Here is a 15,202-nt window from a genome sequence, read left to right on the forward strand (position 1 = left end):
AGGGCTCGGCCCTTTCCGGGAAATCTCTGGAAAAAGGCAGCAAGGCCCCGACAGGCCTCCTGAGGGGGACGTCGGCGGGCCGGCTCCGTCGGACCTGGGCTTGGAAAAGGGATTGTTCGTTGCTCTTCCGTGAAAGATATGCTATATCGGTAGATAAGTTTAGCTTAGGTGCCAGAGGGTCTCTCAGCCGAGCCGAAGACCAGCCGAAGGAGTCTTTGAAATGGTTGAACGCATCATGCCCGAGCCCTACCGCATCAAGATGGTGGAACCCGTCAAGGTCCCCGACAGGGACGAGAGGGAGGAGGCCCTGAAGAGGGCCCATTACAACATGTTCGGCCTCCGCTCCCAGGACGTCTACATCGATCTGCTGACCGACTCGGGGACGGGAGCCATGAGCAAGTACCAGTGGGGTGCCCTCATGATCGGCGACGAGGCCTACGCCGGAGCGGACAGCTTCTTCAGCCTCAAGAAGGCCGTCAAGGAGATTCTGGGCTTCGACTACGTCGTCCCCACCCACCAGGGCCGGGCCGCCGAAAACGTCGTCTTCGGAACCCTCGTCAAAAAGGGCGACGTCGTCCCCTTCAACATGCCCTTCGACACGACGCGGGCCCACATTTTCAACAACGGCGGCGAGCCGCTGGACTGCGTCATCGACGAGGCCTACCACCCCGAGGTGCAGCACCCCTTCAAGGGCAACGTGGACATCAAAAAGCTCGAGGCGGCCGTCGCCAAATACGGCAAGGACCGCATTCCCTTCGTCATGGTCACCATCACCAACAACTCCGGCGGCGGCCAGCCCGTGAGCCTCGAGAACCTCCGCCAGGTCTCGGACGTCTGCCGCAGCCACGGCATTCTCCTTCTCCTCGACGGCGCCCGCATGGCCGAGAACGCCTACTTCATCAAGACCCGCGAAGAGGCCTGCCGCGGCATGTCCGTCGCCGAGATCCTCAAGGAGACGATGAACACGGCCGACGCCATCACCGTCTCCTGCAAGAAGGATCCTCTCGTCAACATCGGCGGCATGGTCTGCAGCCGCACCGAGGAGCTCCACAATTCCTTCCTCCCCCGGGTCATCCTCTTCGAGGGCTACGCCACCTACGGCGGCCTGGCCGGGAGGGACCTGGAGGCCCTCGCCCTGGGACTGAGGGAGATGGTCGACGAGCAGTATCTGGCCCACCGCGTCGCCCAGGTCCGCTACCTCGGCGATCTGCTGGGCGAGGGGGGCGTTCCCTGCGTGACCCCCGCCGGCGGACATGCCATCTTCATCGACGCCGCCGCCTTCCTGCCCCACATCCCCCAGAGCGCCTACCCCGCCGACGTGCTGGGCATCGAGATCTATAGGGAAGGGGCCATCCGCGGCATCGGACTGGGCGCTCTCGCCTTCGCCACGCCCGACGAGACGGGCCGGATCGTCTACCCCAAGCTGGAGCTTTTCCGTCTTGCCATCAACCGCAGGACCTACACGAACCACCACATCGAGTTCATCGCCCAGACGATTCTGGACGTCTACGGGCGGCGCGACGCGATCCGCTACGGCCTCAAGGAAGGCTACGCCCCGGCCGTCAAGGGGATGAAGCACTTCCTCGTCCACCTCGAACCCTACGCCCTCTAAAGCGCTGAAGCAAAAGAGGGTCGGAAGACGCATCGGGGCCGCCGGAGGTGACGCCTCCGGCGGCCCCCTGTCCTTCAGGAAGCGTCATCGAAAGGAGCCCTGTCATGTCCGAAGACAAACCGTCCCTGTCCGCCCAGAACCTCGACTACGAGACTTTCCTCGCCGTCGACATGCGCGTCGGCCGCATCATCGCCGTCGAGCCCAACGCCAAGGCCCGCAAACCCAGCTACTGCCTCAAGGTCGACTTCGGGCCCGAGATCGGCGTCAAGGCCAGCAGCGCCCAGATCGTCGATCTCTACGACAGAGGGGACCTCATCGGCCGCCGCGTCATCGCCGTCGTCAACTTCCCGCCCAAGCGCATCGCCGGTTTCCTTTCGGAGGTGCTCGTCATGGGCGCCCCCGACGCGAAGGGGCGGGTGGCCCTTCTCTCCGTCGACGGCGACGTCCCCCTGGGAGCGCGGATCTTCTAGGGCCTAGCAGCGCCCGTCGACGAGGACCGGTCGTCCTCCCTCGAAGACGAGTCGGGGCCGCCCTTCGGAGCGGTCCCTTTCGCAGCAGTAGGCCAGGTCGGCCGCGAGGCCCAGGGCGGCCAGCCTTCGACCGTGACGGGACTGGCCGACGAGGTCGGCGAAGGGAGCGCTGCGAAAGAGAGCCAGGGCCATCCGGGCCCCGTCGGAAAGATCCCGCGGTCGCAGGGCCAGGAGCCTTTCGACGAGAAGGCCGGCGCAGGCCGTGTCGTCCAGGGCCGGCCGCCCCTCCAGGCCGGCGCAGAGGATGGCTATTCTGTCGTGGGCCGCGACGGCCTCGGCCACGGCCCGGGCGTTGCGGGCACAGGCCGCGTGAAGGGCGCCGCCCCTTCCGGCGGCGGCCAGGAGGGCCGCCGTGCCGTTCGTCGTCGTCATGACGGCGCCGTCGAAGGCGCCCAGATCGAAGGCGGCCAGATCGAGGGGCGAATTGCCCAGATCGAAACCCGGAGGGGGAAGGGCCTGACGCTCTCCCATGAGAAGCCACCGTCCGGGAAGACGGTCCCGCAGGGACCGGGCCTCGTCGAGATCGACCACGGGCAGGAGACGGCGGCCGCCGAGCTCGAAAAAGGCGACGATCGTCGTCGTCGCCCGCAGCAGGTCGACGACGAGCCAGCAGTCGGCCTCGGGCAGGATCTCCAGAGGCGAAAAGACGACGTCGAGACAGGCCATGGCTCTCAAACCTCCCTTCTTTCTCTCTTCCCGGCCCTTTCGGGCCACAGGGCCAGGGTCACCCCCCTGCAAGGAGGCCTCCCCTTGGAAGAGCTTCTGTCGAATCTGCGCGCAGCCATCAGGGAAAAAGCCGACGAAGGGACCGCCGAGGGCGCCCGGCGCTACTTCAAGGAGGCCATCCGCCTCTACGGCGTCAAGACGGCCGACGTTTCGGCCATCGCCAGAACATTCTTCCGAAGCATCGAGTCCAGGACGAAGGAGGAGATCTTCTCCCTCTGCGACGAGCTGTGGCGATCGGGCTTCATGGAAGAGTCCTTCGTCGCCTGCCACTGGGCCTACGCCCTGAGGGAGCGCTACGTCGAAGGCGACCTGGACCTTTTCGAAAGATGGCTTGAAAACCACGTCAGCAATTGGGCCTCCTGCGATACCCTCTGCAACCACACCCTCGGCGCCTACTTCACGGCCTTTCCCCACCGGACGGAGACCCTGCTGGACTGGACGCGATCGCCCAATCGATGGGTCCGGAGGGCTTCGGCCGTCTCCCTCATCATCCCCGCCAGAAAAGGGCAGTTCGAAAAAGAGGTCTTCGCCGTAGCCGAAAGGCTCCTTCTCGACGAGGACGATCTGGTCCGCAAGGGCTACGGCTGGCTCCTCAAGGTCACCTGCGCCGAACACGAAGACGACGTCTTCCGCTACGTCCTGGCAAGAAAGGACGTCATGCCCCGCACGGCCCTCCGCTACGCCATCGAGAAGATGTCCCCCGAGCGGCGCCGGGAGGCCATGGGCAAATAGGGCGGCGGAAAACCCCGCCGGAGTTCCCGCGGCGCCGCCCCGACCGGGCCCCGCTTTTTTTGCGTCTTCGCCTCCTTCAGGCCAGGGAGAAGGCGACTTCCGTCCGCCACGCCTCCACGGGAAGCCTGTCGGGATCGGTGAGGTAGACTTCGATCCCCGGCGTTCCGGCCACGAGTCCCTCCTCTTTCATCTTGGCCTCGAGGGCCTTCCACGTCTCGTGGAGGCGCCCGTAGTCCCCGACGTGGATCGTGGCGAAGACGCGCAGGGCCGGAACGAGGCGGGAGAGAATCTCTTCGTCGCCTCTCACGACTCCGTCCGTGGGGCAGCAGACTTCGACGTCCATCGCCTCGGGATTGCAGGACGGGCAGTGGTAGAGGGTGAAGGGCGGTCCCGCCGGACGGGCCCCCTCCCGTTCGAGGCAGGCGAAAAGCCTCTCGTAGGCCTCGCCGTGGAAGGAGGCGACGGCCTCCAGAGAGGTGATGCCCCGAAGGCTGATCACCTGGACAGGAGGATACTCTTTCGTCTCGAACGGGACCGACAGGGCTACCCTCTCCTTTCTCGCGGCCATCGGGGAAAGAGGACCGTACGTCCCCCCTCCGGCAGAAGAAGAGGGGGCTCGGCAGGACATTGTCTATATGTCAACATTACCGCGAACGACTACTTCATGTCAAATCATCGCCGACGGAAAGCTGCGCTCAGACGTCTTGCCCCTCCCCCCCGGAAGACTTCATCCTGAGGGAACGTCCGAACCGGGCAGGGCGACTCCGGGCCGAAGCTATGGTCAGGAAAGGTCATGGCCTTCCGACGCTCTTTTTACCGAAGACGGGGGACAAGGGGCTCGGGACCGAAAGAGGGGACGTCTCTTTGGCGCCTTTCCTCCCGGAGAGGATCTCTCGGTCCTCGCCGGGAGGAAAGGCCCGAGGAGATCCCGACGGAGACTCCCGCGGCGTCCGCCCAAACCCCTGCCCGCCTCATCGGACGGAGCGCAGGCGGCCGATGTTGGCCATGATGCGCCGCGTCGTCTCGGGCCGGTTCATGGTGTAGAGGTGAATGCCGTCGACGCCCGAAGCGAGGAGATCGACGATCTGCTCCGTGGCGTAGGCGACGCCCGCCTCGGCCAGAGCCTCGGGGTGGTTGGCGTAACGGGCCATCATGCGGGTGAACTTGGGCGGCAGCGAGGCGCCGCAGAGGGAGACGATGCGCTGGACCTGCCTCACGTTGAGGACGGGAAAGACGCCGGCGACGAGGGGGACGTCGATGGCACGCCCGGCGAGACGGTCGCGGAAGCGATGGAAACGCTCGTTGTCGAAGAAGAGCTGGGAGATGAGGAGATCGGCTCCGGCCTCGACTTTCTCCTTGAGGTGGTCCAGATCCTCCTCGCCGTCGGCGCACTCGACGTGCCCTTCGGGGTAGGCGGCGGCGGCGATGCAGAAGCGTCCCGGGAAGGCGCTCCGGATGTGGGCGATGAGTTCCGAGGCGTAGGGATAGCCTTTCACGACATCGGGCCCTTCGAGGGGACGATCGCCTCGAAGGGCGAGGATGTTGGTGACGCCCCGATCCAGCAGGGAAGTGCAGATGGCGTCCAGCTCGGCGACGTCGTGGCTCATTCCCGTCAGGTGGGCCACGGCGTTCAGGCCGTAGACGCGATGGAGCCTCGAGGCGATTTCGACCGTCCTGTCCCGGCTCGAGCCTCCGGCGCCGTAGGTGACGCTGACGTAGCCCGGCTCCAGGTCGGCTATGGCCTCGATGGTGTCGTAGACTTTTTCGACGGGGACGTCGGCCTTGGGGGGAAAGATTTCGAAGGAGACGACGGGTCCGGTCCTGCGGAAGAGGTCGACGATGAACAGGCTACTCCCCTCCCTTCCTTGCCGCCATGAGGCGGTCGACGAGGCGGGCGGCCTCGATGGCGTCGGCGGCATAGCCGTCGGCGCCGATCGTGTCGGCAAAGGCGGCGTTGACGGCCGCTCCGCCGACGATGAAGAAGGGCTCGGGGCCTCCCTCTCTCCCCTGGGCGATGACGTCTTTCATGTGCTCCACCGTCGTCGTCATGAGGGCCGAAAGGCCGACGACATCGGCTCGGGCCTCCCGGGCTGCGGCGAGAATGCGATCGGCGGGAACGTCGACGCCGACGTCGACGATGCGGTAGCCTCGGCTTTTGAGGACCATGGCGACGACCTTCTTTCCCAGATCGTGAAGATCGCCCTCGACGGTGGCGAGCAGGACCGTCCCCCGTTTTTCCAGGCTCTCGCCTCTTTCTGCCATACGCCTTTCGGCCAGGTCGCAGAGGGCCTGGGCGGCCTGAGAGGACTGAAGGAGCTCGGGGAGGAAGAAGTCGCCGCAGTCGTAGAGGCGCCCCACCTCCTCGAGGGCGGGGATGACCGCGTCGGCGATGAGGGCCATCGGCGGAAGTCCGGCGGCCAGGAGAGCCTCGCCCGCTGCCAGGGCCGCCTCTCTGTCGCCCTCGACGACGGCCGGGCCGAGGGAGGGCCTCTCCGGAACCTTCGCTTCGACCTGGCCCGTGACGTCACGGGCCTTGGCCGAGGCGATGTAGCGTTTCAGGGCCGGGTCTCGGCCGACGAGAGCCTCTCCGGCGGCGACGGTCTCCATGAAGGCCCTGTCCAGGGGATTGGCGATGACGGCGTCGAGGCCCGAGGCGAGGGCCATGGCGAGAAAGGTTCTGTTGAGCAGGCCCCGATCGGGGAGCCCGAAGGAGACGTTGCTGATGCCCAGGATGGAACGGGCCCCCAACTCGCGGAGTCCACGAAGGCTTTCGAGGGTCACGGCGGGACCGGAGGCGTCCGATCCGGCCGTCAGGGTGAGGGGGTCGATGAACAGGTAACGCCGGGGAAGCCCCATGGCATCGGCCGCCTCGACGGCCTTCCGTGCCAGGGCCAGCCGCCTTTCGACGGTGGCGGGAATGCCCGCCCCGTCGAGGGTGAGGACGACGAGAGCCGACCCGGTCTTTCTGGCGAGGGCCAGTCCTCGGGCGAGGGGCTCGTCGTCACAGGTGACGGAGTTGACGAGAGGAACGCCGCCGTAGGAGCGGGCCGCCTCGTCAAGGAGGGACAGGTCGTCGCTGTCGAGGGAGAGAGGCAGGGGGGAGGCCGTCAGAACGGCCTCGACGGCCCGGCGGAAAAGAACCTGCCGATCCTGACCGGCGATGCCCGTGTTGACGTCGAGGAGGGAGGCCCCGGCCTCGGTCTGAAGCCGGGCCTCGTCTCGGACGACGGACCACTTTCCCTCGATCATGGCCTCCTTCAGGGGGCCTTTGCGGGAGGGGTTGATCCTCTCTCCGACGATGAGGAGAGGCTCGCCGCGGCCGCAGGCGAAGACGTGACTCCTACTGGCCAGGGCCGTCGAAGCGGGGGCTCCGGGAAGGGGCCGAGGCAGGGGCAGCCCGGCCAGAGCGGCGATGTGGTCCGGTCCGGTTCCGCAGCAGCCTCCGACGACGGAGGCTCCCGCCTCGACGAGGGAACGGCAGGCCCCGGCGAAGCTCTCGGGATCGAGGGTCAGGCCCCGGGCGGGGAGGCCGGCGTTGGCGTAGACGAAAAGGGGCAGATCGCAGCTCCGGCCCATTCGGGCCACGACGTCGACGTAGGCGTCGGGACCGACGCCGCAGTTGGCGCCCAGAGCCGAGGCCCCGACGGCCATGGCCCAGGCCGCCGCCACTTCCGGCGTCGTCCCCGTCATCGTGGCGCCGTTGCGGTCGAAGGTGAAGCTGACGACGAAGGGAGCGGACGCGTCTTCCTCCTTGAGGGCCATGACGGCGGCCTTGGCCTCGCGGAGATCGAGCATGGTCTCGATGAGGATGAAATCGGCCCCTCCCGCCAGAAGCCCTTTTATCTGAGGGCGAAAGGCCGCCAGGGCCTCGTCGAAGGAGACGTCGCCCAGAGGCTCGACGAGACGGCCCAGAGGGCCGACGGAACCGGCCACGAGGGCTCTGTCGCCCAGGGCCTCCCGGGCTGTGCGGGCCGCCAGAAAGCCGATCTCCTCGGCCCGCCCCTGGAGACCGCGGTGGGACAGTTTGATCGTCGAGGCGCCGAAGCTGTTCGTCTCGACGATGTCCGCCCCGGCCTCCAGGTAGGCCTCGTGAATGGAGCGGACGGCCTCGGGAGAGGAAAAGAGCATCTCCTCCGGCAGAGAGGGGGAACGCCATCCCTTTTCCGCCAGCAAGGTCCCCATGGCGCCGTCGAGGAGGACGACTCTCCTCTTCTTTTCTATCCAGCTTTTGAGGTCTATGGCGATCGCCGTCCCTTCCCTGTCGTTTTGTCCGTACGAGATCCATTTTAGCCCATGGCGACTCCGCCGACAGAGGGTGCGAATCCCCGGCGGCGACGGTTTTCCGAGCTTTTCCGGGAGAGAAAGATTGCGGGGACGCATGCTTCATCCTATCCATTGCGTTACATGCAAGGTATAATCGCTCAAACTGACCAGAAAGAAGGGTATCGCCCATGACTCGCCGACCTCTTTCGCCGAGGGGAAAAATCGCCCTCCTCTGCTCGAGCCACTTTATCAACGACATCCACTCGGCCTTCCTCAACACCTTCATCCCCGTCATCATCGCCAACCTGGGCATCTCCGTCGCCCGGGCGGGAGGGCTCCAGGCCCTCTCGGGAGCGATCCACATCTGCTGCCAGCCCCTGCTGGGCTTTCTGGCCGACCGGTCGTCGCGGCCCATCCCCGTCATCGTCGGCCCCCTCCTGGCCGCCCTGGGCTCTTCCATGCTCCCCCTGGCCCCCAGCTACGGCGCGGCCCTCCTCCTCACGGGACTCTGGGGTCTGGGAAGCGCCACCTTCCATCCTCAGGGACACGGCGCCGTGGGGCTCGTCTCGCCGTCGGGCCGTCTTGCCTTCAACATCTCCCTCTTCAGCGTCGCCGGAATGCTGGGAGGAACGCTGAGCCCCCTTTACGCCCTGAGCCTGAAAAAACTCGTCGGCTACCGTCTCCTGCCCCTGGCGGCCCTCGTCCCCGTGACTCTCCTGGGGCTCCTGACCTGGCGTTTCCTGGCCCGTTTCGACGACGACGAGAAGCCGGCGGGGACGTTCCGCCTGGGCGACGTCGGCCGGAGCCTCTCCGTCGTCTTCAGAAAGATCTACCGGGTCTGGGCCATCTCGGTCACGCGCGATACGGCCTTTCAGGCCACGCGCTTCTTCCTTCCCCTCGTCGTCACCGCCTCGGGCGGAGGCCTGGGCCAGATCGGGACGATCCTCTTTTTCATGATGGCCGCCGGGACGCTCTCGCCCCTCATCGGGGGGCACCTCTCCGACGCCTTCGGCAAGGAGCGGGTCCTTTTCGTCATCCTCCTGGCCACGCCCCTCTGCCTCGTTCCGGCGGCCCTCCTCTCGGGCCTGCCCTCCTACGTCCTCTTCATCGTCGGGACGGCCCTCATCAACGCCACTCAGCCCATCACGGCGGCCATGGGCCAGGAGGCCGCCCCCGAGGCGCGCAGCACGGCCAGCTCCATTGTCATGGGTCTCTCCTGGGGACTGGGCGGTTTCGCCATGGCTCCCCTGGGTTACCTGGCCGACAGGGCAGGCCTGACGACGACCCTCGTCGTCATCGGCCTCCTCCCCCTGCTCTCCCTGCCCTTCCTGCGGAGGAGGACCGCCTGAACGAACTCGACGACAGCTCTCTCCGCAGGCGGGAGCAGGTAGGAGACCGCTCCCGTCCGGGTCGCGGTTTCCCCGTCGTCGATGGCGGCACGACGGGGGAGGGAGTTTTCAGGGGAAAGGAGGATCATCGGCATGGCCCTCACCGTGTCTGAAATGCTCCGGATCGGATCCTTGAAAGGGCTGACCCTGCTGGCCGGGGAGAAGGGCACACGGGAGAGGACGGTAAGCACCGTCGTCGTCATCGATACGCCCGAAGCCCATCAATGGCTGCGCGGCGGAGAGTTCCTGATCACGTCCGGCTACATCTTCTGCGAGAGGCCTCTGGAACTTCTCGCCTTCGTAGAGGGAGCGGGGAGGTCCAAAGCCGCCGCTTTCGGGGTAAAGATAGGCAGATATCTCGGGAAAATCCCCAACGACGTTCTCGAATCCGCCAACAGGCTCCACTTTCCCATAATAGGGATACCCGAACATTTCAACCACGTAGACATCATCCACCCCGTCATCGCAACCATCACCCATGATGATTATAACCAGGCGATCTCAAGGGATAAAATAAACAATTTATACACCAACTTAATCCTAAATGGAGCCTCTGTTGACGATATTATCCAAAAAACTGCCGAACTCATTGATACAGACATAGCCTTCCTAGACATACGAACAGGATGCTTTTTTGCCACTAAATACTCAAATATCACGCTAAATAACACGAATAATTTCAATAAAATTCCTATTTTACTAGAAGAAAAACCAAGGGCTTATCTATTCATGGAAAAATCTATAGAAAAAATCGACAACCCCGAATTTTCAACAACTTTAGATATAGCAAAAAAGCATATCGCTATATTAATGCAACGGGAAGATGCCGAAATACGAATTGAAAACTACCATATTGAAGATTTTTTAAAAAATCTACTCTATAATAAAAACATAAACGAAAATGACGTAAAAAGAAAAGCCAAATTCTATAAATGGGATTTATCTTGGAACCTTGCCATCGCCATCATCAAGGATGGCCCAAATGTGTCGGAAGACAGGGGGAACAAACCCCTATTTGAATCTTTGTTGCTAAAAATAAGATTAAAATTTATTGGCTCCCTAGGACTTGCATCCGATCATAACCTTGTCTTGTTTGTTCCATTAAAAACAAAAAATGATTCAAATGTGCTATTTGAATACATGCAAGGAATGATAGCACATGAAAATCACGAAAATAGTTTTTACCTAACATGCGGTCTGAGCTCCATAAAAAATGGACTATGTTTAGCGAGAGAAGCCTTCTCTGAAGCCCAGAAAGCTTTAGATGTCGTCATGAGAACATCCAACAACCCGCCTATAAGGGTTTTCGATGAAATAGGTCTGGATGGAATTCTAAGCATATTAAAAGACACGGAAATGGGACAAAATTTCATCGACAAGCAACTGGGACCCCTTTTACTCAAACATAATTCCCCAAAAAGATTTAATCTCATGGAAACGCTGGAGGCCCTCGTCCGCCACGACTGGCAGATCGGTCCTGCCGCCGCGGATCTCAAAATACATTACAATACAATGAAATACAGGATCCGCTGTCTGGAGGAGGCACTCGATCTGACCGATCACGACGGCAGACGTCGGACGGAACTCGCTCTGGCCGTGCTTTTGTACCAAATCGACAAAAAAGCCTCTGCTTCTTAGTTCCTCCTGAACAATAAGCCACGAGTCCTGTCCTTTATTCTCACTTTTCTGTCCCGCTCGTCGCCCCTCCTCTCCGTCGCCGACGATGTTCCCCTTCCCCCGAAAACCTACACTTCACTCCATGGAACCGACATCCATTCAAGGGAGGTCCTATCATGGAGTTCAAAAGCGGCATCGAACCTACGGCGACCTATCGGTCGATGGAGCTCGCCAAGGGGGCGCTCACCCTCGTCCGCGACGTCATGCTCGCCCAGAAGGGAGAGACCGTCGTCATCACCTGCGACAGCTCGGGAGACAGGCGCGTGGCCGAGGCGACCGCCGAAGCGGCCCACGCCGTCGGGGCCCGTCCTCTCCTCCTCTACTACCCCACGCCACGCCAGACCTTCGCGAGCGAAATGAGCGCGCCCATGGCGGAAGCCACCGCCCATGCCGACGTCTGGATCGAGTTCGCCTACGCGACGGTGATGCACTCCCAATCGTGGAGAAACGCCCTTGAACGCGGCTGCCGCTACATCAATCTCACCGGCATGGATGTCGCCATGGCCGTCAACTGCATCGCCAACGTCGATTACGATCTGATGATCGAAATGGGACGGTATTTCCAGAAGCGCCTCGGGGCGGCCGACAAGGTCGAAATCCGCAGCGCGGCGGGGACGAATCTCGTCGCCTTCAATCGGGGACGCAAGATCCGTCTTTCCGGGGAAAAGGCCACTCAGAAGGGCTACCCCATCATGCTCGGAGGACAGGTCAGCTGGTGCCCCATCGAGGAGACCATCAACGGGACGCTGGTCTTCGACGGGGCCGTCTTCCCTCCCGAGGAGCTGGGAATCCTCCGGGAACCCATCAGGCTGGACCTCGTCGACGGCGTCGCCGTCAAGATTTCGGGAGGCCGGGAAGCCGACGTCTTCCGCTCCTGGCTGGAGTCCTTCCGTGATCCCGCCATGTTCCGTCTGGCCCACTATTCGTTGGGCTTCAATCCCGGGGTGACGGCTCCGACGGGCAGAATCGTCGAGGACGAGCGCGTCTTCGGCTGCATCGAGTTCGGGTTCGGCAGCCAGGGCAAGCAAATCATGGGGCGCTGCTGGTCCGCCGCCTCTCACACCGACGGGATCACCCTCTCTCCGACGATCCTCCTCGATGACGACGTTTTCGAGGACGAGGGGATCTATCGCGACGCTCACGCCGGCGAACTGTGCCGGAAGATGGGCGTATCCGGTTACTGACGGCGCGGCCTCCCTCATGGACCGCTTGGACCGTAAACTTCAGGAGCTCTTCCCGGAGATCCTTTCCTCCCTTCAGGCTTCCGTCAGGATCCCCTCCGTGCGCGCCTCGGCCGAAAAGCGAGCGCCTTTCGGCCGGGAGGTCGGGAGGGCCTTGGATCATGCCCTCCGCGAAGCCCGTCGCCTGGGGCTGCGGACGGGGGAGTGCGACGGCTATGTGGGCTGGGCCGAGATCGGCGACGGCGACGAGATGGTCGCCGTCCTCGCCCATCTCGACGTCGTTCCGGCCGGCGACGGATGGAGCCTCCCTCCCTACGGGGCGGAGGTGAGGGAGGGGCGGCTCTACGGCCGAGGCGCCATGGACGACAAGGGGCCCGCCATCGGGGCCCTCTGGGCGCTTCACGCCATTCAATCGCTGGCCCTGCCCCTCCGTCGGCGCATTCGCCTCATCTTGGGGACGAACGAGGAGAGCGGGATGGCCGACATTCCCCATTACCTTCAGGCCGGAGGCGAATCGCCCCGTTTCGGGTTCACGCCCGACGGCGATTTCCCCATCGTCGCCGCCGAAAAGGGTCAGCTCCACGTCGATTTGAGGGGGGCACTGCCGCCTCATCGGCGGATCGGCCTGAAAAAACTGACGGCGGGGACGGCCCGCAACGTCGTGCCCGACGAGGCGGGCGCCACCCTGTCCTGCCCCGACGAAACGGCGGCCGCAAGGATCGCGGATGTCCTGAACGAAGGCGCTTCGGCCGGAGGAATCCCCCTTTCCCTTCGAGGGAAGGGGACGGAGACCCTCGACGTTTCCCTCCGGGGGCGTTCGGCCCACGGCAGCACGCCGGAACGGGGCGTCAACGCGGCGCTGTTTCTTATGGACCTCCTCGGCGAGGTCGACGAAGACTGGGCCCGTCGCCTGCGAGAGGTGGCCCGTTGCTTCCTCGGCGACCCCGGGGGACGGAGTCTGGGACTGGCCGTCTCCGACGCGCCTTCGGGAGCCCTGACGTGCAACGTGGGCATCGTCGAGGGGGGAGAGGACTCTTTCCTGATGGGCCTCGACATCCGCCACCCCGTCACCGCCGATGCGGAGGAGCTGTTGGACCGCCTCGGCGGCTGGGCTCGGGGGCAATCCCTCGGCATGGAGCTTCTGCGCCGCAAGCCGCCTCTCTGGATGCCTCCGGAAAGCGAGCTGATCCGGCGCCTTCAAAAGGTCTACCGGGAGAAGACCGGCCAGGAACCGTCGCTTCTCTCCATGGGAGGCGGAACCTACGCCAAGGCCCTGCCGAACACGGTGGCCTTCGGTCCCCGCTTCCCCGGCGATCCGGACGTCGTTCACAAGGCCGACGAATACATCGCCCTCGACTCTTTTTCGCGCACCGTCCGCATCATGGCTGCCGCCATGGTGGAACTGGCAAGCTGAGGAGTGATCCCATGGACGTCAGGGAACGCGTCAAGGCGCTGGAACCGTCCACCCTGTTGCTGAGCGTCATCGTCTCCGTCCTGTCGGCCATCATCTGCATGCAGCTCATCGCCCGGATCGGCATTCCCGCCAACACCTCCATTCTGGGCGCCGTCATCGCCATGGCCCTGGCCCGGCTTCCCTTCTCTCACTGCAGGCGCTTTCGGTCCCTGGAACGGCAGAACCTGGTACAGACGATGGCCTCCGGGGCGGGGTTCGCCGCCTCCAACTGCGGCCTGCTGGCCATCGGCGTCGTCTACGCCCTGGGGGAGAGGACCTATGTCCTCCCCATGCTGATCGGATCGGGGATCGCCACGCTCATCGGCATTCATTTTGTCTACCAGACGTTCGATTCGTCCATTTTCCCCGCCGCCGGAGCCTGGCCGCCCGGCGTCGCCACCGCTCAGGCCCTGATCGCCGGAGACGAGGGGGGACAAAAAGCCATCCGCCTCCTTCAGGGTGCCGCCACGGGCGCCATCGGGAGCCACTTCGGTCTGCCCATGGCCGCCATCGGCATCGTCTTCATCGCCAACACCTTCGCCATGTCCGCCCTCGGCCTGGGCCTCCTATTACGGGGCTACTCCTCCTCTCTTTTCGCCCTCGACCTGGGAAAGACCTACATCCCCCACGGCGTGATGATCGGAGCCGGAATCGTCTCGCTCTTTCAGGCCCTCCGGATCGTCACGGCCGGGGAAAAGGGACCGAAGGGAGAGGGGAACCCTTCCGATCCGTCAGAGGCCTTTCTCCGTCCCTCCGTCTCGAATCAAGAGCTTCGCCGCGCCATGGTGGTCCACATCGCTCTTTTCGCGGCAGGAGCGGCCCTTCTTTCCCTCATAGGGGGGCTCTCCCAGTCGATGTCCCTTCCCCGACTGGGCGCATGGATTCTCTGGACGACCTTCTCCGCCTCCGTCGCTCCCGTACTCGTCGGGCTCAGCGCCATGCATTCCGGCTGGTTTCCCGCCTTCGCCATAAGCATCATCTTCCTGAGTCTGGGGCTTTTCATGGGCTTTCCGGCGCTTCCGCTGGCGCTCATGGTCGGCTATATCTCCTGCACCGGCCCCTGCTTCGCCGACATGGGCTACGACCTCAAGACAGGCTGGTGCATCCGGGGTTCGGGACGAAATCGGGAAGCAGAGGCGGCCGGGAAAAAGCAACAGTTTCTGGCCGAGGCCCTGGGCGGGGTCATCGCCATGGCAACCGTCTATTTCCTCATGGATATGCATTTCCGCCTCGACCTCCTCGCTCCCGTCAGCCGGGTCTTCGCCACGACCATCAAGGCCGGAAGCCATCCCGCGATCCTGCGGGAACTGCTCCTCTGGGCTCTCCCCGGAGCGCTGGTCCAATTCGCTGGAGGTCCGCAGCGAGCTCTGGGGATCCTTTTCGCCACGGGGCTGCTGATCAACAATCCCGTCTACGGGCTGGGCGTCGCCGCCGCCGTCGTCTTCAAGCTCCTGATGGGCAGGGAATGGATGGAAATCCGCGAAGCGGGCCTCATCGCCGGAGACGGCCTCTACGGATTCTTCTGGGCCCTGTTCAAGTCCTTCGGAGGGTGATCCTTCTCCCGGGGGAGGGGGGCCTCCTCCGGGACGCCTCCTTCCGGGACTACCTCCCCTCGGCGAAATGACGTACAATAGGCGACA

Annotated in this window: 12 protein-coding genes; 8 read left to right on the forward strand and 4 right to left on the reverse strand. The window is 63.8% G+C overall.

The genetic code is table 11. The annotated features are described in order from the left end of the window. Positions 1 to 220 precede the first annotated feature (220 nt). Positions 221 to 1,612 (forward strand): tryptophanase, encoded by a 1,392-nt coding sequence (locus KAR29_RS11795; protein ID WP_274373183.1) that lies wholly within the window; start codon positions 221 to 223, stop codon positions 1,610 to 1,612. Between the two features lie 104 nt (positions 1,613 to 1,716). After that, the gene (locus KAR29_RS11800) at positions 1,717 to 2,082 is read left to right on the forward strand and encodes a tRNA-binding protein (RefSeq protein ID WP_274373184.1); all 366 of its coding nucleotides are present in this window, start codon (positions 1,717 to 1,719) and stop codon (positions 2,080 to 2,082) included. Positions 2,083 to 2,085: 3 nt separating this feature from the next. On the opposite strand, the gene KAR29_RS11805 is transcribed toward KAR29_RS11800, so the two are convergent. Next, positions 2,086 to 2,808 (reverse strand): 2-phosphosulfolactate phosphatase, encoded by a 723-nt coding sequence (locus KAR29_RS11805; protein WP_274373185.1) that lies wholly within the window; start codon positions 2,806 to 2,808, stop codon positions 2,086 to 2,088. Between the two features lie 84 nt (positions 2,809 to 2,892). On the opposite strand from KAR29_RS11805, the gene KAR29_RS11810 reads away from it, so the two are divergent. Then, positions 2,893 to 3,600 (forward strand): DNA alkylation repair protein, encoded by a 708-nt coding sequence (locus tag KAR29_RS11810; RefSeq protein ID WP_274373186.1) that lies wholly within the window; start codon positions 2,893 to 2,895, stop codon positions 3,598 to 3,600. Positions 3,601 to 3,676: 76 nt separating this feature from the next. Here KAR29_RS11810 and KAR29_RS11815 read toward each other — a convergent pair whose 3' ends face one another. From KAR29_RS11815 to KAR29_RS11825, 3 genes are all read right to left on the reverse strand, one after another. Continuing rightward, entirely contained in the window at positions 3,677 to 4,168 is a 492-nt protein-coding gene (locus tag KAR29_RS11815) for a GyrI-like domain-containing protein (RefSeq protein ID WP_274373187.1), read from the reverse strand. Positions 4,169 to 4,571: 403 nt separating this feature from the next. Further along, positions 4,572 to 5,519 (reverse strand): methylenetetrahydrofolate reductase [NAD(P)H], encoded by a 948-nt coding sequence (gene metF / locus KAR29_RS11820; RefSeq protein ID WP_311135591.1) that lies wholly within the window; start codon positions 5,517 to 5,519, stop codon positions 4,572 to 4,574. Beyond that, on the reverse strand, positions 5,449 to 7,881 hold the full coding sequence (locus tag KAR29_RS11825) for a homocysteine S-methyltransferase family protein (protein WP_311135640.1): 2,433 nt from the start codon (positions 7,879 to 7,881) through the stop codon (positions 5,449 to 5,451). Before KAR29_RS11825 ends, metF begins: the two co-directional genes overlap by 71 nt. Before the next feature lie 170 nt (positions 7,882 to 8,051). Here KAR29_RS11825 and KAR29_RS11830 point away from each other — a divergent pair, with 170 nt between their 5' ends. The 5 genes from KAR29_RS11830 to KAR29_RS11850 all read left to right on the forward strand — a co-directional run bounded on the left by KAR29_RS11830 (position 8,052) and on the right by KAR29_RS11850 (position 15,115). Beyond that, complete coding sequence (locus tag KAR29_RS11830) at positions 8,052 to 9,212, forward strand: MFS transporter (protein ID WP_274373188.1); 1,161 nt, start codon at positions 8,052 to 8,054, stop codon at positions 9,210 to 9,212. Between the two features lie 132 nt (positions 9,213 to 9,344). Beyond that, entirely contained in the window at positions 9,345 to 10,889 is a 1,545-nt protein-coding gene (locus KAR29_RS11835) for a PucR family transcriptional regulator (RefSeq protein WP_274373189.1), read from the forward strand. A 155-nt stretch (positions 10,890 to 11,044) separates the two neighbouring features. After that, on the forward strand, positions 11,045 to 12,112 hold the full coding sequence (locus tag KAR29_RS11840; RefSeq protein WP_274373190.1) for a M29 family metallopeptidase: 1,068 nt from the start codon (positions 11,045 to 11,047) through the stop codon (positions 12,110 to 12,112). A gap of 16 nt (positions 12,113 to 12,128) precedes the next feature. Beyond that, positions 12,129 to 13,523 carry a Sapep family Mn(2+)-dependent dipeptidase gene (locus tag KAR29_RS11845; RefSeq protein ID WP_274373191.1) on the forward strand — a complete coding sequence of 465 codons (1,395 nt, stop codon included), beginning with the start codon at positions 12,129 to 12,131 and terminating at the stop codon, positions 13,521 to 13,523. Between the two features lie 11 nt (positions 13,524 to 13,534). Continuing rightward, a complete protein-coding gene (locus KAR29_RS11850; RefSeq protein WP_274373192.1) occupies positions 13,535 to 15,115 on the forward strand; it encodes an OPT/YSL family transporter in 1,581 nt (526 codons plus the stop codon). Positions 15,116 to 15,202: the final 87 nt, after the last annotated feature.

The sequence above is a fragment of the Aminithiophilus ramosus genome (genome assembly GCF_018069705.1).
Lineage (GTDB): Bacteria > Synergistota > Synergistia > Synergistales > Aminithiophilaceae > Aminithiophilus > Aminithiophilus ramosus.